The sequence below is a fragment of the Pseudomonas sp. BT76 TE3572 genome (genome assembly GCF_050435365.1).
Classification (GTDB): domain Bacteria; phylum Pseudomonadota; class Gammaproteobacteria; order Pseudomonadales; family Pseudomonadaceae; genus Aquipseudomonas; species Aquipseudomonas fluorescens_W.
In genome coordinates, this window is record NZ_JBNDKE010000001.1 from 712,431 (window position 1) to 736,734 (window position 24,304).

General features: G+C 61.2%; 19 protein-coding genes and 1 pseudogene. 15 read left to right on the top strand and 5 right to left on the bottom strand.

Features of this window, described 5'->3' with window-relative positions:
* Nucleotides 1-3: 3 nt before the first annotated feature.
* The gene (locus ABH912_RS03320) at nucleotides 4-1,380 is read right to left on the bottom strand and encodes an aspartate aminotransferase family protein (RefSeq protein ID WP_033062007.1); all 1,377 of its coding nucleotides are present in this window, start codon (nucleotides 1,378-1,380) and stop codon (nucleotides 4-6) included.
* A gap of 214 nt (nucleotides 1,381-1,594) precedes the next feature.
* Here ABH912_RS03320 and ABH912_RS03325 point away from each other — a divergent pair, with 214 nt between their 5' ends.
* The 3 genes from ABH912_RS03325 (at nucleotide 1,595) to ABH912_RS03335 (ending at nucleotide 5,009) form a co-directional block, all read left to right on the top strand.
* Nucleotides 1,595-2,569, top strand: a complete 975-nt coding sequence (locus tag ABH912_RS03325) for a helix-turn-helix domain-containing protein (RefSeq protein WP_033062008.1) — start codon at nucleotides 1,595-1,597, stop codon at nucleotides 2,567-2,569.
* Between the two features lie 61 nt (nucleotides 2,570-2,630).
* Entirely contained in the window at nucleotides 2,631-3,371 is a 741-nt protein-coding gene (locus ABH912_RS03330) for an IclR family transcriptional regulator (protein ID WP_033062009.1), read from the top strand.
* A gap of 189 nt (nucleotides 3,372-3,560) precedes the next feature.
* The gene (locus tag ABH912_RS03335; RefSeq protein WP_033062011.1) at nucleotides 3,561-5,009 is read left to right on the top strand and encodes an APC family permease; all 1,449 of its coding nucleotides are present in this window, start codon (nucleotides 3,561-3,563) and stop codon (nucleotides 5,007-5,009) included.
* 25 nt (nucleotides 5,010-5,034) lie between these two features.
* On the opposite strand, the gene ABH912_RS03340 is transcribed toward ABH912_RS03335, so the two are convergent.
* The 3 genes and pseudogenes from ABH912_RS03340 to ABH912_RS03350 form a co-directional block, all read right to left on the bottom strand.
* The gene (locus tag ABH912_RS03340; protein WP_429509612.1) at nucleotides 5,035-6,543 is read right to left on the bottom strand and encodes an MFS transporter; all 1,509 of its coding nucleotides are present in this window, start codon (nucleotides 6,541-6,543) and stop codon (nucleotides 5,035-5,037) included.
* Nucleotides 6,544-6,641: 98 nt separating this feature from the next.
* Nucleotides 6,642-7,397, bottom strand: coding sequence for a methyl-accepting chemotaxis protein (locus ABH912_RS03345; protein WP_429513022.1), 756 nt, complete (start codon nucleotides 7,395-7,397; stop codon nucleotides 6,642-6,644).
* Between the two features lie 102 nt (nucleotides 7,398-7,499).
* Nucleotides 7,500-8,771, bottom strand: a pseudogene (locus ABH912_RS03350) (HAMP domain-containing protein); the annotation flags it as partial.
* A gap of 265 nt (nucleotides 8,772-9,036) precedes the next feature.
* Here ABH912_RS03350 and ABH912_RS03355 point away from each other — a divergent pair.
* From ABH912_RS03355 to ABH912_RS03370, 4 genes are all read left to right on the top strand, one after another.
* Complete coding sequence (locus tag ABH912_RS03355) at nucleotides 9,037-10,485, top strand: APC family permease (RefSeq protein ID WP_033062014.1); 1,449 nt, start codon at nucleotides 9,037-9,039, stop codon at nucleotides 10,483-10,485.
* A gap of 89 nt (nucleotides 10,486-10,574) precedes the next feature.
* On the top strand, nucleotides 10,575-11,996 hold the full coding sequence (locus tag ABH912_RS03360; protein WP_429509613.1) for an aldehyde dehydrogenase family protein: 1,422 nt from the start codon (nucleotides 10,575-10,577) through the stop codon (nucleotides 11,994-11,996).
* An 11-nt stretch (nucleotides 11,997-12,007) separates the two neighbouring features.
* Entirely contained in the window at nucleotides 12,008-13,357 is a 1,350-nt protein-coding gene (locus ABH912_RS03365) for an aminotransferase class III-fold pyridoxal phosphate-dependent enzyme (protein ID WP_033062016.1), read from the top strand.
* Nucleotides 13,358-13,449: 92 nt separating this feature from the next.
* Nucleotides 13,450-14,775 (top strand): hypothetical protein, encoded by a 1,326-nt coding sequence (locus tag ABH912_RS03370; protein WP_050482896.1) that lies wholly within the window; start codon nucleotides 13,450-13,452, stop codon nucleotides 14,773-14,775.
* Nucleotides 14,776-14,824: 49 nt separating this feature from the next.
* Here the strand turns inward: ABH912_RS03370 and ABH912_RS03375 are convergent, their stop codons facing one another.
* Nucleotides 14,825-15,583, bottom strand: coding sequence for an IclR family transcriptional regulator (locus ABH912_RS03375; RefSeq protein WP_033062017.1), 759 nt, complete (start codon nucleotides 15,581-15,583; stop codon nucleotides 14,825-14,827).
* 248 nt (nucleotides 15,584-15,831) lie between these two features.
* Here ABH912_RS03375 and ABH912_RS03380 point away from each other — a divergent pair, with 248 nt between their 5' ends.
* The 8 genes from ABH912_RS03380 (at nucleotide 15,832) to ABH912_RS03415 (ending at nucleotide 24,287) form a co-directional block, all read left to right on the top strand.
* Nucleotides 15,832-17,373 carry an acetolactate synthase large subunit gene (locus ABH912_RS03380; RefSeq protein ID WP_429509614.1) on the top strand — a complete coding sequence of 514 codons (1,542 nt, stop codon included), beginning with the start codon at nucleotides 15,832-15,834 and terminating at the stop codon, nucleotides 17,371-17,373.
* Nucleotides 17,374-17,384: 11 nt separating this feature from the next.
* On the top strand, nucleotides 17,385-18,875 hold the full coding sequence (locus tag ABH912_RS03385) for an aldehyde dehydrogenase family protein (RefSeq protein ID WP_429509615.1): 1,491 nt from the start codon (nucleotides 17,385-17,387) through the stop codon (nucleotides 18,873-18,875).
* Nucleotides 18,876-18,901: 26 nt separating this feature from the next.
* Complete coding sequence (locus ABH912_RS03390; protein ID WP_033062020.1) at nucleotides 18,902-19,696, top strand: SDR family NAD(P)-dependent oxidoreductase; 795 nt, start codon at nucleotides 18,902-18,904, stop codon at nucleotides 19,694-19,696.
* Nucleotides 19,697-19,708: 12 nt separating this feature from the next.
* Entirely contained in the window at nucleotides 19,709-20,749 is a 1,041-nt protein-coding gene (locus ABH912_RS03395; RefSeq protein ID WP_033062021.1) for a VPS10 domain-containing protein, read from the top strand.
* Nucleotides 20,750-20,760: 11 nt separating this feature from the next.
* The gene (locus ABH912_RS03400; protein WP_033062022.1) at nucleotides 20,761-21,228 is read left to right on the top strand and encodes a VOC family protein; all 468 of its coding nucleotides are present in this window, start codon (nucleotides 20,761-20,763) and stop codon (nucleotides 21,226-21,228) included.
* A 10-nt stretch (nucleotides 21,229-21,238) separates the two neighbouring features.
* A complete protein-coding gene (locus ABH912_RS03405) occupies nucleotides 21,239-21,841 on the top strand; it encodes an amino acid synthesis family protein (RefSeq protein ID WP_033062024.1) in 603 nt (200 codons plus the stop codon).
* A gap of 62 nt (nucleotides 21,842-21,903) precedes the next feature.
* Nucleotides 21,904-23,511, top strand: a complete 1,608-nt coding sequence (locus tag ABH912_RS03410) for a bifunctional 3-(3-hydroxy-phenyl)propionate/3-hydroxycinnamic acid hydroxylase (protein WP_033062025.1) — start codon at nucleotides 21,904-21,906, stop codon at nucleotides 23,509-23,511.
* The gene (locus ABH912_RS03415) at nucleotides 23,508-24,287 is read left to right on the top strand and encodes a 2-keto-4-pentenoate hydratase (protein WP_429509616.1); all 780 of its coding nucleotides are present in this window, start codon (nucleotides 23,508-23,510) and stop codon (nucleotides 24,285-24,287) included. Before ABH912_RS03410 ends, ABH912_RS03415 begins: the two co-directional genes overlap by 4 nt.
* Nucleotides 24,288-24,304: the final 17 nt, after the last annotated feature.

Here is a 24,304-nt window from a genome sequence, read left to right on the forward strand (position 1 = left end):
GGGTCACGCCTCGAGGGAGGCCAGGGCATCGCCGAAGATGTCCAGTGCCTTGAAGAACAGCGAGCGTGAAATCGTCAGCGACGGCATGACTCGCATCACGTTGCTGTAGCGACCGCAGGGAATCATCAGCACGCCGTGGTTCATCAGGTAGCCCATGAGCTGACCGATTTTTTCGGGCGCCAGGGGGGCCTTGGTGGCCGGGTCTTCGACCAGTTCGATACCGATCATCAGGCCGCGGCCGCGGACTTCAGCGACGAACGGGCTGTTGAAGCCACGGATACGTTCCTGCGCCTCCAACCCCAGCGTGTGCGCGCGGTTGAGCAGATCGAGCTCCGGGTCCTGCAGGATGCTGATGTTGGTCAGCGCCACCGCCGCGGACAACGAGTTGGCGGCAAAGGTGTTGGGCATCGATCCGTCAGGAATCGCGGCCGCCAGGTCTGAACGCATGATCAGGCCCGCCATTGGCAGGTCGCTGCCGATGCCTTTGCCGAAAGTGAGCATGTCTGGCTTCACGCCCGAGTGCTCGACCGCCCACATCTTGCCGGTGCGTCCTGCGCCGGATTGCACTTCATCGACGATCAGCAGCGTACCGCTGCGGTCGCATGCCTTGCGCAACAGCTGGAGGAATTCTGGCGAGGGGGGCACGTAGCCGCCTTCGCCCTGCACCGGTTCCACGATGACGGCGGCCACGTCATCGGCGGCGGTGTAGGGGGTGTTCAACAGGTAGTCCACGTACTCGCCGGCGATCTGCTCGGCGCTTTTGTGAGTGGTGTCGAAAGGGAAACGGTAGGCATAAGGGTAGGGGGCGTGAATGACCCCACCCATCTGGGCACCGAAGCCCTTGCGGTAGGCCGTGCCTGTCGTCAGGGAACCCGAGGCGTTCCACACGCCGTGGTAGCCACCATGGAAGGCGATGATCTGGTGCCGCCCGGTGATGCGTTTGGCGAACTTGATGGCGGCTTCAAGCGCATCGCTGCCGCTTTGCGTGAAGAAGGTGATGCAGTCGCCACGCAAGCCGTCGGGCGCGATCTCGGAGAGCTTGGCCGCCAGTTCGGTGCGCCGGGTACTGTTGATTTCCAGGGCATGCATCAGCACTTCGGACTGTTCGCGGATCGCCTGCACCACTTTTGGGTGGCAGCGGCCTACGCTGCTGACGCCCACGCCGGCGGACAGGTCGATGTAGGTGTTGCCATCGGGGTCCTTGAAAGTAGCGCCGAAGGCACGGTCCATGGCGATGGGCATGCGTCCGCCGCCGCGCGCCATGGATTCGGTACGCGCCGACAACGCCAGGGCCTCGCGGGTTTTGGGGCCGGGAAGTGTGCTGGAGGTAATCAGCGGGGCATCCGCGAAGTGCAGGGATTCAAGTTTGGCTTCACTCATGACGTTCTCTCTGAATGTCGATTTAAGTGTGCTGATCATCTCCGCGACGAGTCTGTGGCCGGTAGCCCGAATTGGCACATGGATGGACCGCCCTGAGCGCACCTTCCAGTGAATTTAAAATCTCATAAAGAATTGTGCATAATTCTCACTATGTGCGAATATCGCATAGGAAGGCGATCTAAAAACAAGAATATTGGCAGAGGCTTTCGACATCATGAAAAATCAGACTATCAGCCATTTCAGCGACGTCCATGTCCATGCGGCTACCGTCCAGGAGTGGAACCAGGACTACAGTCAGCTAACGGCAGGCTCGACCGAGAGTTCGCTGATGCAGTTGTCGACGGCGGGTGTCCACGTCTTTCTCGAGCAGATCAACCAGCGTGTCGTGCAGCACGGCGTGGCTCCCCGAGGCAAGATGTGCTTTGCCGTGCCGATCACCACCCCGGGTTCGATTCGGATGCAGGGGCGGGAGGCGGACGATAGCAGTCTGTTCTTTCTTCACGGTGGCGAGGAGTTCATGTTCCATATGCCGATGGGCATGGAGCTGCTGTCGATCACCTTCGAACGTGAATTGTTCGAACAGGCGTTGGCGCAAACGGCTTCGGCGAAGGAGGTCAGCCGGTTGCTGCGTCAACCGGTGATCAGGGTTTCCACCCCGCGCTTTGCAGACGCTCGTCGCCGATTGCTGGCGATGTTCTCCCAGGCCCTGGTGTACGAAGAACTCGACAGCACGCTAGACCGGGAACGGGAGTTGGCGCTGGAGCAGGCGATGCTCGGCGAGTTGCTGCAACTCATGACCGACCCGGCCTGCGACAAGCAACAACGCTCCGCAAGCTCCACGCGCAGCTTCATTGTCGAGAAATGCCACCGTCTGGCGACCGCAGAGATGATCGACGTGCCCAGCGTGATCGAGTTGTGCCAGCGACTCCAGGTCAGTCGGCGCACCGTGCAGAACAGCTTTCGCTCGGTTGCCGAGACGACGCCGCTGAATTACTTGCGCTCTGTGAGGCTCAACGGTGTACGCCGGACCTTGATGTCCACCCGCGCGTCGTCTCTCTCGATCGGCGATGCCGCTGCCCAATGGGGCTTCTTTCACCTCAGCCATTTTGCGGCGGAGTATCAGGAGCTGTTCGCAGAGTTGCCATCCCATACCCCCCGCGCTGCCATCACCGGTTGCGCTCATGCCTGAACACCCGCCCGCTGAAAGCAGTGGCGAGGTGACTGTCGGCTTCACAAGGATGTAGAGAAAGATGAATAGCCTGCGCCGTCTGCTCATGGTCTTCGACCTGTTCCGCCCGGAACAACCGGTCATCGATGTGGACATCATTTGCCGGGAGCTCGGCTACACACCCGCCACCGCCTATCGTTATCTGCGCGAACTCGGCGACGCGGGCTTTTTGAAGCGATTGCCGCGCGGTTATGCGCTCGGCCCGCGAATCGTCACGCTGGAGCATCTGATGACGAACTACGATCCGTTGTTGGCATGCAGCCGGGACCTGGTCGACAACCTGGTCGCCGACACCGGCCTGGACGCGCTGGTCAGCGAGTGGCATGGCGACTCCGTGGTCAACGTGCTGATCCATCGTGGCTCCGATGCCGGACCGGTTGGTAGCGGCAGGGGGCGGTCGATCGATCTTTTCCACAGCGCGACCTCCCGGGTCGTAATGGCTTATCTGCTACCGCGCCAAATCCGACGCGTCTACGACGCTCACGTGAACCCATCCGAATTGCAGCATCTGGGACTGGAGTGGAAGCCGTTCATCAAGAGCCTGCTCGCCATCCGCAAACAGGGCTACTGCATCAGCGAAAGCGAACTGCACCCGGGACGCAGTGGCGTCGCGGCGCCGATCTTCGACGAAAAGCAGCGCGTCCTCGGGAGCATGACCCTGGTGGGGCGTAGTGAGCGGTTCGGTGCGTTTCAGCAGCGCTATCTGTGCGACTTGGTGACCGGCGCGGCGTCGGAACTGACGACGCGTCTCGCTTCGCAGTGAGGTCAGGGGGGCGGATGGCGCCGTTCAGGTGATGGCGTAACAGGTTACCGATTTGGGATACCGGGGCGTTCATGGTGAGGCATAGGATCGAATCCAGCGTGCGACAAAAACGACAAGCTCTATCGGTGACGGTGAACGGCTTGCTGCACCGATCCTACAGCGACTGCCTCATACAATAAGGTCAAGAACATGAGTGTATCTATCCCGATCAACAGTTCGACGGAGTTGAAGCGTGGTGCCCTGGGTGTTGGTTTCATCATCTTTTTCGTGGTGTCGGCGGCGAGCCCGTTAAGTGTCATCGCCGGTGGCTTCCCGATTGGCATCATGCTGGGTAACGGTGCCGGCACGCCGGCGTTGCTGATCCTGGCGTTGCTGGTGCTGCTGGCGTTTTCAGTGGGCTACACCACCATGTCCCGGCACCTGACCAATGCCGGCGGTTTTTATGCGTTCACCTCCCGGGGTTTGGGTGGCCTGGCAGGCGGGGCGGCCGGGGTGTTGGCGATGTTTGCCTATAACATTCTCCAGGTCGGGTTGTATGGCATGTTCGGTGGGGTCGTCAGTGGCACCATGGAAAGCATGTTCGCACTGGTGTTGCCGTGGTGGTCTTACTCACTGATGGCGATGGCGAGCATTGCGATTCTGGGGTATCGCAAGATCGACCTGTCGGCCCGGCTACTGTCGGTGATGGTGATCGCCGAGTACCTGGCGATCCTGATTCTGGATTTTGCCATCCTCAAATCCGGTGGCGACAGCGGCATCAACCTTGATGCGTTTGATCGCAGTCATGTGTTCAGCGGCACACCGTCCATCGGCTTGCTGTTCTGCTTCGCGGCATTTATCGGCTTCGAGGCGACGACTATTTACGGCGAAGAGGCCAAGAACCCGCAGCGAACCATCCCGATTGCCACCTACTGCTCGGTGTTGCTGATCGGTGGTTTCTACGCACTGTCGGTATGGTCGATGGTAGTGGGCGTAGGGGCGGACAAAATCGTGCCGATGCTGCAAGCCTTGCAGGACCCGACGACGTTTATCTATGGCATGTCCGACCACTTTGTCGGCCCGTATCTGACTCAGATTATCCGGGTGCTGTTCATGGTCAGTATCTATGCCGGCCTGCTGGCGTTTCATAACGCCGCGGCCCGTTATTTCTACGCGATTGGGCGTGACGGCCTGTTGCCGCACCGCTTGGGTACGACCCATCGCGTGCACCAGAGTCCTCATATGGGGTCGGCGTTGCAGAGCCTTATCTCGGCAGTGGTGGTACTGATTTTCGCCGCCATGGATGCCGATCCGATCCTGCAGCTGTTTGCCTGGCTGTCCAACCTGGCCACGCTGTGCGTGATTTTGTTGATGGCGCTCACTTCCGCAGCGGTCATCTTCTTTTTCCGGCGTCACCCCGAACTCAAGGTGGGGATCTGGCGTGGGCGGATATTCCCCGGTTTCTCTTGTGTTGCCCTATTGGCGGTCCTGGTACTCGCGGTGGTGCATTTCGATGTACTGACGGGCGCCAGCCTGGCCTTGTCATACAGCCTCTGCGCCATCATTCCCGCAGCCTTGCTGGGGGGTGTGTTCCTGGCGGCTCGACTTCGCAAGGCGTCGCCGGAGCGGTACCGGGCATTGGGTAGCCACAAGCTTTAAGGCCCCACGCAGAACCGTTCAACGCTTACCAAGGATGGTCTGCGCCCTCGTGCGGCTGCGGCTGTCGGCTCAACTTGACCAGCAGCGATGCGATCAACAGCAGGACTGCCGACGCTGCCAGCACGGCAACAAAGCCTGCATCGAACGCCGCACGGGCGAATGCGCTCAGCATCGCGCGGCCTTCGGGTGACAACGTCTCGGCGACGACCAGTGCGTCGTCGAGACTCTCGAATGTCGCGGGGGTCAGGGTCAGCCATGACGGAATCATCAGGCCCGCCGAATACGCATAAATCGCCGATAACAGACTGCCCGCCAGCGTCACACCCACAGCACCGCCCAGTTCAAAGGACACTTCCTCGATGGAGGCGGCCATGCCGGCTTTATCGGCGGGCACGCTGAGCATGATGGTGCTGGACGAAACGGTCAGTGCCGCGCCAATCGTCAAGCCCAACAGGGCAAGGCTGGCGATTTGCAGGTAAACCGCAGCGTTGTGCAGCAAGAGATAGCTCAGCATCGCGGCTGACGACAGCAGCAACGTCCAGAACAGCATCCGCCGGTTTCCCAGGCGCGGCAGGTAATAACCGGCAAGCGGCCCTGCGACGAAGGAGCCCAGTGGCAGAGGAAGGATGAACAATGCCGCCTCCAGCGGCGACATGCCGAGCACCAGCTGCAAGCGCTGGCTGAACACCAGTTCCATGCCGATCAATGCAGCGGCCGACACGACTGCTGCAATGACGGCATTTCTGAAGCCCGGTGCAGTGAACAGTGCCAGATCGAGCATCGGCTGTGCGGCACGGCGTTGGCGCCGAATGAACAGCGTCAGGAATAGCGCACCCAGGACGACCGCCACCAACATGCCGTCGAAGGAGGGCGCCCGTTTACCGAGTTCCTTGACGGCATACGCCAGGCTGATCAGCCCGATCATGACCTGCAGCGAACCCAGCCAGTCCCATCGTTTTTTGGCATCCCCCGGGTGATTCGGGATCAACACCGCGCCGAGGACCAGTGCCACCAGCACAATAGGCACGTTGATCAAAAAAACCGAGCCCCACCAGAAATGCTCCAGCAGCAGGCCGCCCACCACCGGGCCGAACGCAGCGCCCCCTGAAGCAACCGATGCCCAGATGCCGAAAGCCATGGCCTGCTCGCGCGGGTCGGCGAACGTTATCCGGACGATGGCCAGCGTAGCCGGCATCATCATCGCCGCGCCGACGGCCAGAAAGCCGCGGGCACCGATCAATACGCTGGCCGATGGCGAGAAGGCCGCGATCAGCGAGAACAGACCAAACACGCTCAGTCCGCCGATAAACAGGCGTTTGTGCCCGAGGCGGTCACCGAGTGTGCCCATGCCCAGTAGCAGCCCGGCAGCGATCAATGCATAGATGTTGATGATCCAGAGCTTTTGAGAAGCGGAGGCATTGAGCTCACGGGTCAGTGTCGGCAGCGCGGTGTACAACACCGTCATATCAATGACGATCAGCAGCAAAGCGCTGGAAATAATGGCCAGGATCAGCCAGCGTCGCGGGGGAATCATGGGTGGGGCTCGATAATGGAGGGTAGGAAGCCGGCAACTGCAATCCATTCAGGATTTCAGCACCGGCAGGCAGCTGTCAGATAGCCGGCCGAGCCCCTTTACACACGGAAGTGGCCTACAAGCTGCTGCTGATGGTTGGCCATTTCATGGAGTGAGTCACTGGCCGTTGAGGCATCGCTCATCCGTTTGGTCAGTGTTTCGCTGATGCTGCGAATGTCACTGACCCGATGGCTGATATCTTCCACGACCGTGCTTTGCTCCAGGGCTGCGCTGGCGATCTGTTGATTCATCTGTTCGATCACATCCACGGCCTGGGAAATATTCTCCAGCGCCGTACGGGTCTGTTGCACCTGAATCACGCTGCTGCCGGCTTGCTCACGGCTCAGTTGAGTGCTGTGCACCACCTCCTGGCTCAACTGCTGCAACGTCTCTATCACCGTGCGGACCTGTTCGACCGAGCTCTGGGTGTTGCTGGCCAGGTGCCTGACTTCATCGGCCACCACCGCGAAGCCGCGCCCCTGTTCGCCCGCTCTGGCCGCTTCGATAGCCGCATTCAACGCCAGCAAGTTGGTCTGCTGCGCGATGGTGCTGATGACGTCCAGCACCTGGCCGATCTGGGTGCTGCTATTGGCGAGGGCATGCACTTGCTTAAGGGTGGTGTCCAGGCGCTGATCAAGGCTTTCGATGCTGCTTTCGGCGATGGAGAACACAGCTTGACCTGATCGGCTCGCGCTTTCGGCGGCTGTCGCTGCGTCGGCGGCACCGTGGGAGTGGCGCGCCACTTCCTGGGCACTGGCACTCATTTCGTGCAGAGCGGTCGCGGCCAGCTCCACTTCGCGGTACTGGCGTTGCATCCCTGCGCTGACTTCCCGGGCAATCCCCGACGAGGTATTGGCGCTGTTGCGGGTATCCAGGGAGGCGGTTTGAATGTCGCGAATAATCGGCTGCAACTTGTCCAGAAAACGGTTGAACCCATTGGCCAATTGGCCCAATTCGTCGCGTCGCCCGGCGGGCAGGCGTTGGGTGAGGTCACCATCGCCATCGACGATGGCATCAAGCAGACTCGCCACCTTCAGCAGTGGGCGTGTCACCCCGTAGGCGGCCAGCCAGATCAGTACCATGCCGAGGCAGCTGGCCAGTACCCCCAGGCAAAGGTTGAGCCAGTTGGCCTGGTGGCTTTTGTCGTCCAGTTCGCTTTGCATTTGCCGAGCGGAAGCCTGCACCAGGTCTTGGGGAACCTTGATCTCCAGTTGCCAGAGTGGATTGCCTGGCACGGTTTGCAGAGCCTGGCGTATATCGAGGGTGGCCCCGGAGACTTCGCCGCTGCGTCCTGCCACCTGGCCGGTGGGCGACACAATGGCGACTTCGCTGTTGCCTTGATACAGGTCCTGGCCGAGGTCGGCAGCCAGCTTTTGCAGAGTGTCGAGGCCAATGTCCATGCCGACCACGCCGAGGACCTTGCCGTTGGCGATCAGAGGGATAGAAACGCTGCTCATCAGGACTTTCTGGCCTTCCACCTCACTGGTGTAGGGCTCCACCACGCAAGTGCGCTTTTGAGCTTGAGGGCAGGTGTACCAGACGTTTGTCGGTTCGCTGCCGGGTGGCGCCGTGTCGGTGAAGATTTGCGCCTCGGTGAGCACATCCTGGACCAGTTGTCCCGGCTGGCTCTGTGACCAATACAGCGCAAAACGGCCTTTTTCGTTGCTCGCCAGTGCGCGTTGCCCGACGAAAGCGGCGTCTGCGCTCGCCAATGCGTCAGGCAGAAGTATGACGTACAGGCCGAGCACTTTTTCGCGTTTGAGCAGTGTCTGACGGGTCACGCTGATCAGCGCTTCGCGCAATTGCGCAGCCGTGAGGCGTCCATTGAGCGTTTGATCGCGCAGTTGCAGAACCTGTTGCGCGAACCCTTCGCCATACAGCGCCGTTTCGTTGAAAAAGCGTTCGACGTGTTGGCCATGAGCAACGGCCTGGGCTTGCAAGCGCTCCACGGCGGCTTGTCCGAGCAGGTGACTGCTCTGCTCCTTCAGCAATTTTGCACTTTGTTGGTTCTGGTACACCGAGGCGCCTACCAGCGCGCCGACGACAGCCAGCAGGCACAGTCCGCTCAGGAGTGTGATCCGCCATTGGATAGTGAGATGAGCTAAACGCATGACTGAGGCTTCCTGCAGAGGGCTTTGGCTGCGATGGGCTGTGGACCTGGCCCTCGCTTTTATTATCGGTGCCGGCATCTGGGTATAGAGCGGGTGACGCTAGCATGCGGGAGGGAGCGGCCTGGCAGTTATCCCGAATCGGCAAGGACTGCCGGATTGCCGGTGACGCATTGACCTGTTTTGGGGCGGCGCCTCGGATGCTACCGATTTGGGATAGCGAGCGGTTCAAGGGCGGGCATAGGATCGAATTCAGCGCGCAACTCAAACAAAACGCTAATCGGTGCCGATGGAATTCAATCGGGCCACCCCAACAGCGACTGCCTCATACAATAAGGTCAACAACATGAGTGTACCTATCTCGATCAACAGCTCCACGGAGCTCAAGCGTGGCGCCCTGGGCGTCGGGTTCATCATCTTTTTCGTGGTGTCGGCGGCGAGCCCTTTAAGTGTGATCGCTGGTGGCTTCCCGATTGGCATCATGCTGGGCAATGGCGCCGGCACGCCGGCATTGCTGATCCTGGCGTTGCTGGTGCTGCTCGCGTTCTCGGTGGGTTACACCACCATGTCCCGGCACCTGACCAATGCCGGCGGTTTTTATGCGTTCACCTCACGTGGTTTGGGTGGCCTGGCAGGCGGCGCGGCCGGGGTGTTGGCGATGTTTGCCTATAACATTCTTCAGGTCGGCTTGTATGGCATGTTCGGTGGGGTCGTCAGTGGCACCATGGAAAGTGTCTTCGGCCTGGTGTTGCCGTGGTGGTCCTACTCGCTGATGGCGATGGCGAGCATCGCGATTCTGGGCTATCGCAAGATCGACCTGTCGGCGCGGGTGCTGTCAGTGGTGGTAATCGCCGAATACCTGGCGATCCTGATCCTGGATTTTGCCATCCTCAAATCCGGTGGCGACAGCGGCATCAACCTTGATGCGTTTGATCGTACCCATGTGCTCGGCGGTACCCCGTCCATCGGCCTGCTGTTTTGCTTCGCGGCATTCATCGGCTTCGAGGCCACCACCATTTACGGTGAAGAAGCCATAAACCCCAAACGTACCATTCCGATTGCCACCTACAGCTCGGTGTTGCTGATCGGCGGGTTCTACGCGCTGTCGGTGTGGTCGATGGTAGTGGGCGTGGGCGCGGACAAGATCGTGCCGATGCTGCAGGCCTTGCAGGACCCGACGACGTTTATCTACGGCATGTCCGATCACTTTGTCGGCCCCTATCTGACTCAGATTATCCGGGTGCTGTTCATGGTCAGTATCTATGCCGGCCTGCTGGCGTTTCATAACGCCGCGGCGCGTTACTTTTACGCGATCGGCCGTGACGGCTTGCTGCACAGTCTGTTGGGCACCACTCACCGCGTGCATCAGAGCCCCCATATGGGCTCGGTGTTGCAGAGCCTGATTGCCGCAGTGGTGGTACTGATTTTCGCGGCATTGGATGCGGACCCGATCCTGCAACTGTTCGCCTGGTTCTCCAACCTCGCCACCCTCTGCGTCATTTTGCTGATGGCGCTGACGTCGGTAGCGGTCTGCGTCTACTTTCAGCGTCATCCCGAGCTTAACGTCGGGATCTGGCGCGGGCGCATCCTGCCTGTTTTCTCCTCCCTGGCATTAGTGCTGGTGCTGGTGCTGGCGGTGGTGCACTTCGACGTGCTGACCGGGGCCAGCCAACTGTTGTCCTACGGACTCTGCGCCATCATTCCCGCGGCCCTGATCATCGGCGTCATGCTCGCCGCGCGCTTGCGAAAGATCTCCCCGCAACGGTTTCACGCCTTGGGCAGCCACAAGCTTTAAGGCCGCACTCGTTACGGCTCGACTAACCAGACAATACCAGCCTGCCGTTGCCCGGCATGGCTCGTCAGTGTGTGAAAGGAAGGTTTCAAATGCACAACTACAAGATGCTCATCGATGGTGTTCAGGTTGCCGGTGACAAGGGTCAGTTTGACGTGATCAACCCGGCCACCGGTGCTGCATTCGCCCAATGCCCCGCCGGCTCGCTGGCGCAACTCGACCTGGCGGTCTACGCCGCGCAGGCGGCGTTCAAAAGCTGGCGACACAGCACCCACGCAGACCGTTGCGAGCGCCTGTTGGCGGTTGCGGCGGATATCGAGCGGGAGGCCGAGTCACTGGCCCGGCTGATTGTGCTGGAACAAGGCAAACCGCTGGAACTGGCGTTTTCCGAAGTCATGGGTTCCGCCGCATGGACCCGCTATGCGGCCGGTCAGGAGATTGCCGTGGAGCTGGTGGAAGAAACCCCCACTCAGCGGATCGAGTTGCATCGCAAGCCTTTGGGTGTGGTGGCGTCGATTACACCGTGGAACTGGCCGTTCATGATCGCTGTGTGGCACATCATGCCGGCGCTGCGAGCCGGTAACTGTGTGATCAGCAAACCGTCGAGCCTGACCCCGCTGAGCACCTTGCGCCTGGTGGAGATCATCGCCCGCCATGTGCCTCACGGCGTGATCAATTGCCTGACGGGCGAGCAAGGTTTCGGCAGCGCAATCACTTCGCACACTGGCATTCAGAAGATTGTGTTCACCGGCTCGACCTCCACCGGACAAAGCGTCATGCGCGGCGCCGCCAACAACCTCAAGCGCCTGACCCTGGAGCTGGGCGGTAACGACGCGGCAATCGTTCTGCCAGGTACGCCGATTGAGGCGGTGGTCGAGGAGATTTTCCAGGCGGCGTTTCTCAACATGGGCCAGACCTGCGCGGCCCTCAAGCGCCTGTATATCCACGAATCGCAGTACCAGGCCTTTGCTGATGCGCTGACTCTGATTGCGAAGCGCCAAGTGGTGGGCGATGGCCTGGAAGCTGGCGTCACCTTTGGCCCGGTGCAAAACCTTGAGCAATTGGAACATGTCGACGCGCTAGTCGCCGACGCACGGGCACAAGGCGCGCGCGTGCTGTGCGGCGGCGCGCGTCTGGATCGCCCCGGCTTCTTTTATCCACCCACCCTGGTCGCGGACGTGACAGATGGCCAGCGTCTGGTCGACGAGGAACAGTTCGGTCCCGTGTTGCCCTTGATCGCATACCAGGATGTCGAGGATGTGCTGCGGCGCGCCAATGCCGGTGACATGGGGCTGGGCGGATCGGTCTGGGGACCGGACGTGGAGCAGGCCCAGGCACTGGCCAGCCGCCTGGAAAGCGGCGTTGCCTGGGTCAACTGCCACGCGCAGATCCAGCCGAACACGCCGTTTGGCGGCAGCAAGATGTCCGGGTTTGGCGTCGAGTTCGGCCTTGAGGGGCTGCTGGAGTTCACTGGCCAGCAACTGCTGTTTGTCCGCAAACGTGATACTGAATAAGGCACTTGATCATGTACGAAAAATACAAGACCGCCGAGAAGAAATTCTGGCACCCCATGAGTTCCAGCGCCCCGGAGCAACGCTCCAAAACGTTGATCATCGCCCGTGGTGACGGCAACTACATCACCGACATCGATGGCCATCGCATGCTCGATGGTGTGGGCGGGCTGTGGAACGTCAACATTGGGCACAACCGCGCCAGCGTCAAGGCTGCCATCGCCGCGCAGCTGGACGAGCTGGCGTATTACCAGACCTTCGACGGCATTGCCCACCCTCGGGTGTTTGATCTGGCCGAACGGTTGACCACCATGTTTGCCCAGGAGCGCATGACACGGGTGCTGTTCAGTTCCGGCGGCTCCGATGCGGTGGAAACCGCGCTGAAAATGGCGCGCCAATACTGGATCGCCAGCGGCGATCCGGGACGTACGCGTTTCCTGTCTCTGCGTAACGGTTATCACGGTGTGCACATGGGCGGCACATCGGTGGGAGGCAATGGCGTTTACCACTACAACCACGGCCAACTGTTGGCCGGCTGCCATTTGCTCGACACGCCCTGGTTGTACCGCAATCCCTGGGATTGCCGCGATCCCGAAGCGCTGACCGCGCACTGTATTCGTCAGCTGGAGGATCAGATCGCATTGCTGGGGGCGCAGACCATTGCGGCATTGATCGCCGAGCCGGTGCAAGGCGCAGGCGGGGTGATCGTACCGCCAGCCGATTACTGGCCGCGCCTGCGAGAGGTGTGTGATCGCCACGGCATTCTGTTGATCGCCGACGAAGTGGTGACCGGCTTCGGCCGCACGGGCTGCATGCTCGGCAGTCGCGGCTGGGGCGTCGCGCCGGACATCCTGTGCCTGGCCAAAGGCATCACTGCCGGTTATATCCCGATGGGTGCCACGCTGTTCAACCAACGCATCGTCGATGGGATCGAGCACGGCCCGGGCTTCAGCAGCGTGATCATGCATGGCTACACCTACAGCGGTCACCCGACCGCGTGCGCGGCCGCCCTGGCGGTACTCGATATCGTCGAAGCCGAGGATCTGCCGGGCAACGCCGCCAGAGTCGGCGCGCAATTGCTGAAGCAACTCGCACCGTTGACCGAGCGTTATGACGCCGTGGGCGAAGTGCGCGGCAAGGGCTTGATGATTGCCTTGGACCTGGTCGCCGACAAAACCACGCGCCAACCGCTCAACCCCGCAGACGGCCAGCCGTTGCGGATCGCTGACGAAATGCGGCGTGCCGGCGTGCTGGTGCGTCCGATAGGTAACAAGATCATCCTCTCGCCGCCGTTGACCCTGACGTCCGACGAGGCTGGCCTGATTGTTTCTGCGCTCGAAGCGGCGCTCGCCACCTGCTGCTAGTTCCCCCGCGAAATCGGTGCCGCGCTGCTGCACCGATGTCTCGCCAATACCTAAGACTGCCTTTTAAAGGCGCACCACAAGGAGCTTGAGCCATGCGCAATCCATCACGTCATTCCGTGTTCGGTAGCACGCTTGTGTGCACATTGGTGCTATGCGCCATCAATCAGGCCCAGGCCTATGAGTTGTACAGTGATGAGAGCCGGCACCTCAACGCAGACATGATCGCCGTGTTCGGCCAGTTCAACAGTCGCAAGAACTACGACGGCACGCCCGGGGGATCTACCTGGCGCGAAGGTTTTATCAAATACGGCTTGAGTGGCGACCAGTCCCTGGCAGGCAATGGCACCGCGTATGGGGCGTTCGCCCTGGTCAGCTCCGCCACCTGGGGCGACGGCGACCCGGGCGGCAATTCCCTGGGGACCGAGCGCACAACAAAGATCGAAGACGCCTACCTGGGCTGGCGCTCCGGCGACCTGTTCCCTGCGTTGGGCAAGGACGGGGTTGATATTTCTGGCGGGCGCCAGGTGGTCAAGCTGGGCCGAGGGTTCCTGATCAACGATGACGGACTGAACCTGGGCAAGGGCCCGGCCGATGGCAAGATGAACCGTGGGGGCGCTTATTACCTGGCTGCACGGCATGCGTTCGATCAAACCGCGCTTTTGCGCCTGGGTGGGCAAGATGGCCTGCACGGCAGCCTGGTGTGGCTCAAGTCCGACAACCGTGTCCAGGCCGAAACCGAACTGGCCGCCGGCACGCTGGATTACACCACCCAGCCGGGTACGATCGGGTTGACATGGATACACGGCATCGACGTAAGCGATCAATGGGCCAGCGACTTTCAACGCCAGCGCAAAGGCATGAACGTCTACAGCGTTCGCGGTGAAGGCGATGCGGGCATCAAGAACGTCAGCCTGGCATTCGAATACGCCTGGCAGGACAAGGACGCCGGGCCGGAGAAAGCCTGGTACGGCGAAGCGGGCTACACCTTCGCCGATACCGCCTGGGCGCCCAAGTTGACCTATCGCTATACCCGCTATTCACAGAAATGGGATCCGCTGTTCACTGGCCTGAGCATGGGCTACGGCACCTGGTTTCAGGGCGAAGTCGCCGGCAACTACGCCGGGCCGTTCAACAGCAATACCAGCATTCAGCACGTCGGACTGAAGGCAACGCCGCTGGAAAACCTGACCTTGGGCGCGCTGTACTTCGATTTCGACACGGTGCGTAAAAGTAATGCGCTGAATCTCAATGCCCGTGAGCTGGATATCTACGCCGAATGGGCAGTCAACCCGCACTTGATCATTACCCCGCTGATTGGCCTCTACAAACCCGATCAGGACTCAACCACGGGTGGCAATCAAGTCGGCGGCAATGGCACCAACGTGTACAGCCAATTGTCGGTGGCTGTTCCGTTCTGACCGCATATCCGCCGCGTCCACGGCAAGGGACCGGCGGCTTATCCATAGGCTAGGGTGCGGTGGTGTTCGACTGATTGCGCATGTTTTCGGCGATGCGCCGAGTGGTATCCATGACCATTTCGATCACTGTTTCCTGGCGCAGCAGCTTGAAGCTCTGCGTGCTGCCGACGGCGGACAGGCTGCCAACCACTTCGTCGATGTCCGGCTGGATGATGGGCGCGGCGATGCCGGTCAAGCCCAGGTTGAGTTCATCATGGGTGAGGCAGTAACCGTCCTTGCGAATCTTTTTCGCAGCCTTGGAGAAGCTCGGCCAGTCATAAGGGCAGTCCGGGTCGTTGGCCATGTGCTCGTCGAACAAGCGTTGCAAACGGCGACCTTTCTGAAAGGCGATCAACACCTTGGATTGCGCGCCGCGAAAGAACGGCAGCGGTTGCCCGCGCCCGAACGCAAAGAGGTAAGTGTCGGTGGGTTCGGCGATGTAGGTGTTGATGATGCGACCGTCATAAAAAACGCTCGCAAACACGGCCAGGCCGGTTTGCGCGGACAGCTCGTGCATCAACTCGCGCCCGGCAAGGAGGATCGGGTCGTACTGACGCATCATCCAGTCCAGTTCGATGACTCGCGGCCCCAAGCCATAACTGCCGGCGTCCACGCGGGTCAGCAGGCCGGCGTCGCACAAATCCTTGACGTAGCGGTACACGGTCGCACGTGACAGGCCCATGCGCTCGGCAATGGTGTCGGGGTCGATCTTCAATGTCTGTGGACCGAACAGGTCCAGGACACTCAGCAATTTGCTCAGGCTGCTCATTTCGTTCCTAAAGACGGGGGGAGGGCGCGTGCTTCGTTCCGGCGTAGACCAGACATCCCGCAGGAGCGCCAAACGCTGGCGCAACACTACCTCAGTGAGAGAAAAACGCAATCTCGGCAGCCCTTCTGACGTAAATAAAATCACTTAAATCTCATAAAACGAGATAAACAGTAATTTAATGCTTGTTGAGTGAATGTTTATGTGTGATAAATCTCATCACTGCAAATGCTCAAGCAAGAGGGCTGAAAATGAATGGTGCGCAACTGATAGTGAATGCGGCAGCGGCAAGCGGTATCGAATACTGCTTCGCCAACCCCGGAACCACCGAAATTCCATTGGTGGCGGCCATGGCCAGCGCACCTGCACTGAAGCCGGTGTTGTCGTTGTTCGAAGGGGTGTGCACGGGGGCGGCGGATGGGTATGGCCGGATTGCCGGCAAGCCGGCGATGACCCTGACGCACCTGGGCCCCGGGTTTGCCAATGGCATCGCCAACCTGCACAACGCGCGTCGTGCCAATACCCCTATCGTCAACGTGATCGGCGATCACGCGTCATGGCATGTCAACTACGATCCGCCGCTGGCCAGTGACATCCAGGCCTTGGCCGGGACTGTCTCCGGTTGGGTGCGCACCTCGCGCACGGCGTCGGGTATCGGCGAAGATTTGCAGGAAGCGGTGCGGGCGGCCTGGCAGGCCAAAGGGCAGATCGCCAGCCTGATTTTGCCTATGGACCTGCAAGCCAGCGCGGTGACGCACAACGGTGTGTTCGCCCCGATGCGGGCGCCGGTTCGCCGGTTTGCCGGTGACCGGGTCGAGACGGTGGCGCAGGCCCTGCGTGACGGGCAGCGCCTGGTGTTTATTGTCGGGGATGAGGGGTTGTCGGTCGCGGGTCTGGAAGCAGCGGGGCGCCTGGCCCAACTGCCTGGCGTGCGCATGTTTGCCGAGACCTTTCCACGGCTTAGTTACCGTGGCGGTGGTTTGCCGAACCTGGATCGCCTGCCGTATTTCCCGGAAGTGGCCATTGAAATCCTTGAGCAGTACGACCAGGTCGTGTGTGCCGGGGTGCCGGAGCCCATCAGTTATTTCGGCTACGAAGGCATCCCGTCGCGCCTCGCTGAGCGTGAGCGTCTGCTGACGCTGGCCGATGTCGGTGACGATGTCGCCGGCGCGCTGACGGCGCTGGCCGATGCCCTCAATGCACCGGCCTACGTGCCGACTCCGATGGGCATCGAACTGCCGCCCGGCCATGCCGAGCTCACACCTCAGTCCATCGGCCAGGTGTTGGCCGCATCGCTGCCGGACGACAGCATTGTCTCCGTGGAAGGCGGCACCTGCGGCTATCCATTTTTCACCGCTTCCGCTGGCGCCGCGCGGCACCGGGTGTTGACCAATACCGGTGGCGCGATTGGCCAGGGTATTCCGGTGGGGTTCGGCGCCGCCTTGGCGGAGCGGGGCAATCGCGTGTTCTGCCTGCAATCCGACGGCAGTGCCCAGTACACCATTCAAACCCTGTGGAGCATCGCCCGTGAGCAATTACCGGTGGTGATCCTGATTGCTGCCAACCATCGCTACGCCATTTTGCAGAACGAACTACGCCGCTTCGGCGTGACCGAAATGGGCCCGGAAGCATTGCGCCTGACAGTGCTCGATAGCCCGCGGATTGACTGGAAGGCGCTGGCCAAGGGCTACGGCGTGCCGGCCTGCACGGTGCAAACCAATGCCGAACTGCAACGGGCGCTGGCCAATGCCAATGCCGACGGTGGTCCTTGCCTGATCGAAATGGCGCTGTGAAGGAGTCGATGATGAAACAGTTTGAAGTGCTACCTGCTGTGCAACAATTTCTGTCCCAGCCTGGCCGCCTGTTTATCGGTGGCAGCTGGCAGGACGCCGCCGCTGGCCGGCGGTTTGCCGTGGAAAACCCGGCGACTGAAGAAACCCTGACGGAAGTGGCCCAGGGCGACGCGCGCGATGTGGATGCGGCCGTTGCGGCAGCCCGCACAGCGTTCACCGGCGCCTGGGCGCTGCAGTCACCCGCTCAGCGCGGTCTGCTGCTGTTTCGACTGGCGGACCTGCTGGATCAGCACCGTGAGGAGCTGGCGCAGTTGATCACGCTGGAGAACGGCAAACCCATCTCAGCCGCTCGAGGTGAAGCGGCCAGCGCGGCGACCATCATTCGCTACTTCGCCGGCTGGCCGACCAAGATCGAAGGCAGCACGCTGCCCGTATCGCCGGCCAGCGGTGCGCCCATGCTCAACTACACCTTGCGTGAGCCGGTGGGCGTGTGCGCCCTGATCGTGCCGTGGAACTTCCCGTTGAACATGTGCGTGTGGAAGCTTGGCCCAGCGCTGGCGACAGGCTGTGTCGCGGTGCTCAAGCCCGCCGAGCAAACGCCGCTGGTCGCGATTCGACTGGTGCAGTTGATCGAGGCCGCCGGGTTTCCAGCGGGGGTGGTCAACCTGATCACCGGTCTTGGCGCGGAAACGGGCGGACCGCTGGCGCAGCATCCCGACGTGGACAAGATCGCCTTCACCGGCTCGACCCACGTCGGCCGGCTGATCGCTCAGGCGGCCACCAGCAACATGAAAAAGGTCTCGCTGGAACTGGGCGGCAAGTCGCCGAACATCATCTTGCCGGACGCCGATATCGTGCGCGCCGCCAAAGGCGCGGCCGATGGCATCTTCTACAACCAGGGCCAGGTGTGCACTGCTGCCTCGCGGTTATACGTGCATGCCAGCGTGCTTGATCAGGTGTTGGAAGAACTTGAGCGGCATGCCACCGCACACGTGCTCGGTAATGGATTGGACCCGGCCACCAGCATGGGCCCACTCGTGTCGGGCCGCCAATTGAACACGGTCAAAGGCTACCTGCAACGAGGCCAGGAGGAGGGCGCGGAACTGATCTGCGGTGGCGGCCGTCCCGACCACCTGGAGCGCGGCCACTTCATTGCGCCCAGCGTGTTCCTTGATCGCGCCGAGCGTGCCTGTGTCGCCCGCGAAGAGATCTTCGGTCCGGTGCTGACCGTCATGAGCTGGACCGAAATCGACGACCTGGTGCTGCGCGCCAACGATTCGCCTTATGGCCTCGCGGCTGGCCTGTGGACCCGCGACTTGCGCTCGGCACACCGCGTGGCGGCGCAGCTCAAGGCGGGCTCGGTCTGGATCAACTGCTGGAACGTGGTCGACGCGGCTTCGCCGTTCGGCGGGTACAAGCAATCCGGCTGGGGCCGGGAAATGGGTAAAAACGTGATCGATGCCTACACCGAGACCAAGAGCGTCTTCGTCGATCTGGCCTGAATCGAATAATCAAAAGAGGAAATGCTATGGATCTGGAATTGAAAGGCCGCGTGGCAATCGTCACCGGCGGCGGTATGGGTATCGGCAAGGAAGTCGCACGTTTTCTGTCCGAAGAGGGCTGCAAGGTGGTGATCTGCGCACGCCGCATGGAGTTTCTCCAACAGGCTGCCGAAGAGATCACGGCTCAGACCGGCAACGAAGTACTGCCACTGTACTGCGACACCAATCAGATGTCGGCCGTGTCGGACATGGTCGAAGCTGCGCACAAACACTTCGGCCGCATCGACATTCTGGTCAACGGTGCAGCAGCGCCGTCCGGCGTGGTGCGCAATGACATCGAACATGCCGGCGACGACGAGTTGCTGTCGGATCTCAACACCAAAGTGATCGGCTACTTCCGTTGCGCCAAGGCGGTGACCCCGCACATGAAGGCCGGCGGTTTCGGTCGCATCATCAACATCGGCGGCCTCACCGGGCGCAGCAGCAAAGTCCTCTCGGGGATGCGCAACCTGGCGATCGCCCACATGACCAAAACCCTCTCCGACCAGTTGGGCCCTTCGGGCATCACGGTCAACCTGATCCACCCTGGCGTGGTGGACACCCCGCACATCCAGGAGCTGTACGAGCGCGAAGCGATCAAGCAAGGCAAGACTGCGGAACAGGTTGAGCAAGCCTACATCGACTCGACGCCGATTCGCCGCACCCTGGCGCCGATGGAGATGGGCTGGCTGATCGGTTTCCTGGCGTCGCCAAAGGCTGGCGCGGTGACCGGGGAATCCATCGGTATCGACGGCGGTTTGACCCGCGGCATCTACATCTGAGGAGCACCAACGATGAGTAACGGAACCCTGTTAGTGGCCACCGTAGGTCAAGCGGTAATCCGCAGCGCCGACGATGGCCGTACCTGGCATCGCCTGGGCCTGGGGCAGGACCTGGAGTTCGACGCGATCACCCGATCCTTGAGTGTGCACCCCGACGAGCCTGAGGTGATCTACGCCGGCACGGACGTAGGCTTGTGTGTCAGCCGCGACACTGGCGGCCATTGGCAGCGGGTCGATTCGCCGTTCAACGGTCAGACGGTCTGGAAAGTCGCCGTCGATCCGCAGGACGCGAAACGGATTTTCGTCGGCACTGGCGCACCTTCGCGGGCCGTACTGTGGCGGACCCTGGACGGCGGTCTCAGTTGGGATCGTGCGCCGGTGGAGATTCCGGAATTCTGCGACGGCGTCAGCCGCCCACGACTGCTGGCTTTCGCCTATGACCCGACCGACCGCAACCAGCTATGGTTCGGCCTTGAAGAGGGTGGGTTGTTCCACTCCCGTGACGGTGGCGACAGCTGGACGCGCGTCGATGATCGGCTGCTGTGGGACTACAACTCGGATGTCCACAATATTCTGGTACTGCCCAATCACGGCCAGAAAGTCATCGTGGTGGTCTGCGTCAACGCCGTCTACCGCAGCCTGGATGAAGGGCTGACCTGGACCGGCATTATCGGTCGAGAAGCGTTCGGCCTGTATTACATGCGCGCCATGAACGCGCCGTTGGGCACGCAAAGCGACCTGTACCTGAGTATTTCCGATGGCACGCCCGGTACCACCAGCAAGATCCTGGTGTCCCGTGATGCTGCGCTCAGCTGGGAAGTGTTGCCCCTGTCGCAACAACCCAATTCCTGCGTCTGGGCCATTGCCTTCAATCCGGAAAATCCGCGACAGATCGTTGCGGGAACCAAGTATGGGCATTTGTTCACCTCCGAAAATGGCGGTGATGGCTGGCAGAAACAGTGGCGCGAATTCAGTGAGATCGCTGACGTGCTCTGGACCCCCGCAGTGGCGCAGATCAAGGCAGGGCATCAATCCGTGGTCAAAAAAAGCTGAGGTCTCACGCGATGAAAGTCGAAATCCTTCGTACTCACTTATCGCTCTCGGTAAGTGATCCTGATGTGTCGGCACGCTGGTACGCCGACATCCTGGGCATGCATGAAAGTGCCCGTGGCGAAAGCTGGGTCATGATGGCGTTTGGTACCAAACATCACGACATCGCCTTGCTTCGTGCAGAGCCCGGCGCCCATCAGGGCGGGTTGGGGTTGCAACACTATGGATTGGAAATCGCCGGGGACATGACCACCTTGCGCCAGCTCTACGGCATGTTGCTGGGCAAGGGCGTCGAGGTGGTGAAGATCACCGATCACGAAATCGGCAATGGTGTGTATTTCAACGATCCTGACGGTAATCGCATGGAATTTTTCCTTGAGACCGAACACGACGATGCGCTCGGCAAGGCCCGGTTCAAGGCCGCTGGCGCGCCAAGCCGACATTTCAACCTCGATCCACTGGATCCACTAGACCCGCTTTGAGGCAACCCTGATGAAAACCGCAAATTTTGCTTCGTATCACATCCGCAAGTGGTACAGCTTTGTCGAAGAAACCCTGGCCAACGAAAGTGGCCAGTTGGCCGATGGCGAGCCGCTGTTCAAATATGCCGTCGCCGCCCTGATCGCCAACCCCTATGCCGGTCGCTACAGCGAGTCGCTGACAGAGCTGATAGAACCGTCGCCACTGCTGGGCGAAGAGTTCGGTCGTCGCATTCAGGCGCTGGCCGGCTCGCGGGAAATTGTCAGCTACGGTAAAGCTTGCATGGTGGGCAGCCAGGGCGAATACGAACACGGCAATGCGTTCCTGACCAACCCGGCTGCCGATCCGGTGCGCCTGGCGCTGGGCGGGGGCAAATCCTGGGTGCCTTCCACCGGCAAACGGGGCGGTCCGGGTTCGACCATTGATGTGCCGTTGGCCCACAAGGATGCACTGTATGTACGCTCCCATTACGACTGCATGTCCCTGATGTTTGGCGACGGCCCCGCACCGGATGAGGTGATCGTGATCTGGGCTTTCGCCACGCGCGGGCGCTTGCATGCGCGGCTGGGCGGTCTGCAGGCGGCGGACGTCAAAGGTATTGATGGGCTGCACTGATTTCAGGCGCATGGCTTTAGCGGCGTCGGATTAAAAACACAACAAGAAAGCGGTGAATAGCGATGAAGCAGGAGAAGACCCAAGTTGTCATTGTCGGCGGCGGCCCTAACGGGATCACGGCCGCGCACTATATGGGGATGTACGGTATCGACTGCGTCGTCCTTGAACTTGCCGACGGCGTACTGCCTTACCCGCGCGCAGTGGGCATGGATGATGAAGCACTGCGCGTGTTGCAGGGGATCGGCATTGCCGAACTCGCTGTGCGCGACATGATCTGCGATGTACCGCTGCGCTATTACAATGCTCGCGGCGTGTGTTTCGCCGAGGTCAAGCCGAGTACGGCCAATTACGGCTGGCCAATGCGCAATATTTTCATGCAGCAGTTGCTGGAAGGCACGTTGCGCGAAACCCTGGAGCAGCGTACCGGCGTTGTGTTGCGCCAAGGCCATGAAATGCTCGAACTCGAGCAGGACGGGCAGGGCGTGACATTGCAGGTGCGCGATGCTCAGGGCGAGATTTATCAATTGCGGGCTGACTATGTCATCGGCGCCGATGGCGGACGCTCTACGGTGCGTAAAAAGCTCGGTATCGAGCTGTCGGGGCTGACACATGCGCGCAAATGGGTGGTGGTCGATACGGCCAATGACACCCTCGATGCACCTTACACCGCACTGCATGCCGACCCGGAACGGCCCTTCGTGTGCATCTATCTGCCGTACCAGCAACGCCGCTGGGAGTTCATGCTCCTGGAGGGCGAAGATGAGGCGAAGATGTGTGACGAGAGCACCATTCGCGAGTTGATCCGTGGGCATATCGGCAACGCGGTCGATCAGTTGAACGTCATCCGCATCCGAGCCTATACCCACCACTCGCGGGTGGCGGTGCGGTTTGTCGAAGGGCGTGTGGCGCTGGTGGGCGATGCCGCGCATATTTCTCCACCCTGGGCCGGGCAGGGCCTCAATTCCGGGCTGCGGGACGTGGCCAACGTGGCCTGGAAACTGGCGGCGATCATCCAGGGCCGTGCCTCGCACTCGATCCTCGCCAGCTACGACCAGGAGCGCCGTGGGCATGCAACCGAACTGGTGGCCCTGGCCGACAACATGGGCGCGGTACTGGGAATGACCAACCCGCTGATGGCCGGCGTGCGCGACTGGTTGTTCCAGGCGGTGAACACTGTCGACAACCTGCGCTCGCACCTGCTGGAGTTCAAATTCAAACCCAAGGCCACCATCACCAAGGGCCTGGTCTATCACGAGCGTGCCGAATTGCGCGAAGATGATCTGGTCGGCCAGCTGTTTGTCCAGCCGTACATCGAAGACGCCCAGGGCCAGCGTCGTCGCCTGGATGAGGTGCTTGGCAATTCCTATGCGGTGCTGGGTTATCGGGTGAACCCGCGCGAGCAACTCAGTGAGGAAATGGCCGCTTACTGGGCGCGCTGGGACACGCGTTTTATCCAGGTCAATCGTTCGCGCAGTGGCATCGGACGTGGCCAGCCGTTGACGGCCTCGGACGCCATCAGCGTGGAGGACGTGGATAATCGCCTGGGTGAATGGTTCTCCAAGGTGCGCGACTGCATCGTAGTGGTGCGTCCAGACCGGTTTGTCGCCGCCATTACCACACCAGAGAGGCTTGAAGGTGTGCTGCGCAAACTGGCGGAGCAACTGTCATGAACAACGGCAACGCGCTACTGAACCGGCTACATCAGGCGACGCGCACGGTGCAAGCCATTGCGCCACTGGCCCCCGAGGCGATAGATCGGCTTGCGGGTTATGCGCTGCAGCGCGAAGCGCTGGATCACCGAGAGGCAGCAGGCGAGCGACTGAGCGGGTGGAAGGTCGCCTTCGCCGGCAGCGCCGCGCAAAAACGCTTTGGCCTTGACGAACCGGTGTATGGCGCCCTGACGGATACCATGATCGTCGAGCCGGGTACGGCGGTGGCGTTCTCGCGGTTGATCCAGCCCAAGCTGGAGGTCGAATTGGCGTTTGTGCTGGGGCGTGCCCTGGCGCCGGGGGACTACCGTGACGAGGATATTCTGGCAGCCATCGGCGAGATAGCACCCGCGTTCGAGATCGCCGACTGCCGTTGGCAGGGCTGGGATTTCGGAGTGGGCGCCTTTCTGGCCGACAACGCGGCGGCGGGGCTTTATTGTCTCGGACCGCGCATCCCTTTCGATCCTGTACAACACGTCAGTGTTGCGTATCGCCTGGAGTGCGACGGCGCGCTCTGCGGCAGTGGCGATACACGCGATCGGGAGGACAGTCCGCTGGCCAATCTGTGCTGGCTGATTCGGCGTCTGTTGGCTGACGGTCAACGTGTGGAGGCTGGGCAAGTTGTGCTCTCCGGGGCGTTGTTGCCGCCGATGAATATCCAGCCCGCCACGTACTGCCTGCACATGCTTGGCATGGAACTGGCTTTGGTTTTCACGGCGGACGCCGCCCCTGTGTGAACGATAGCTGCCGTCAC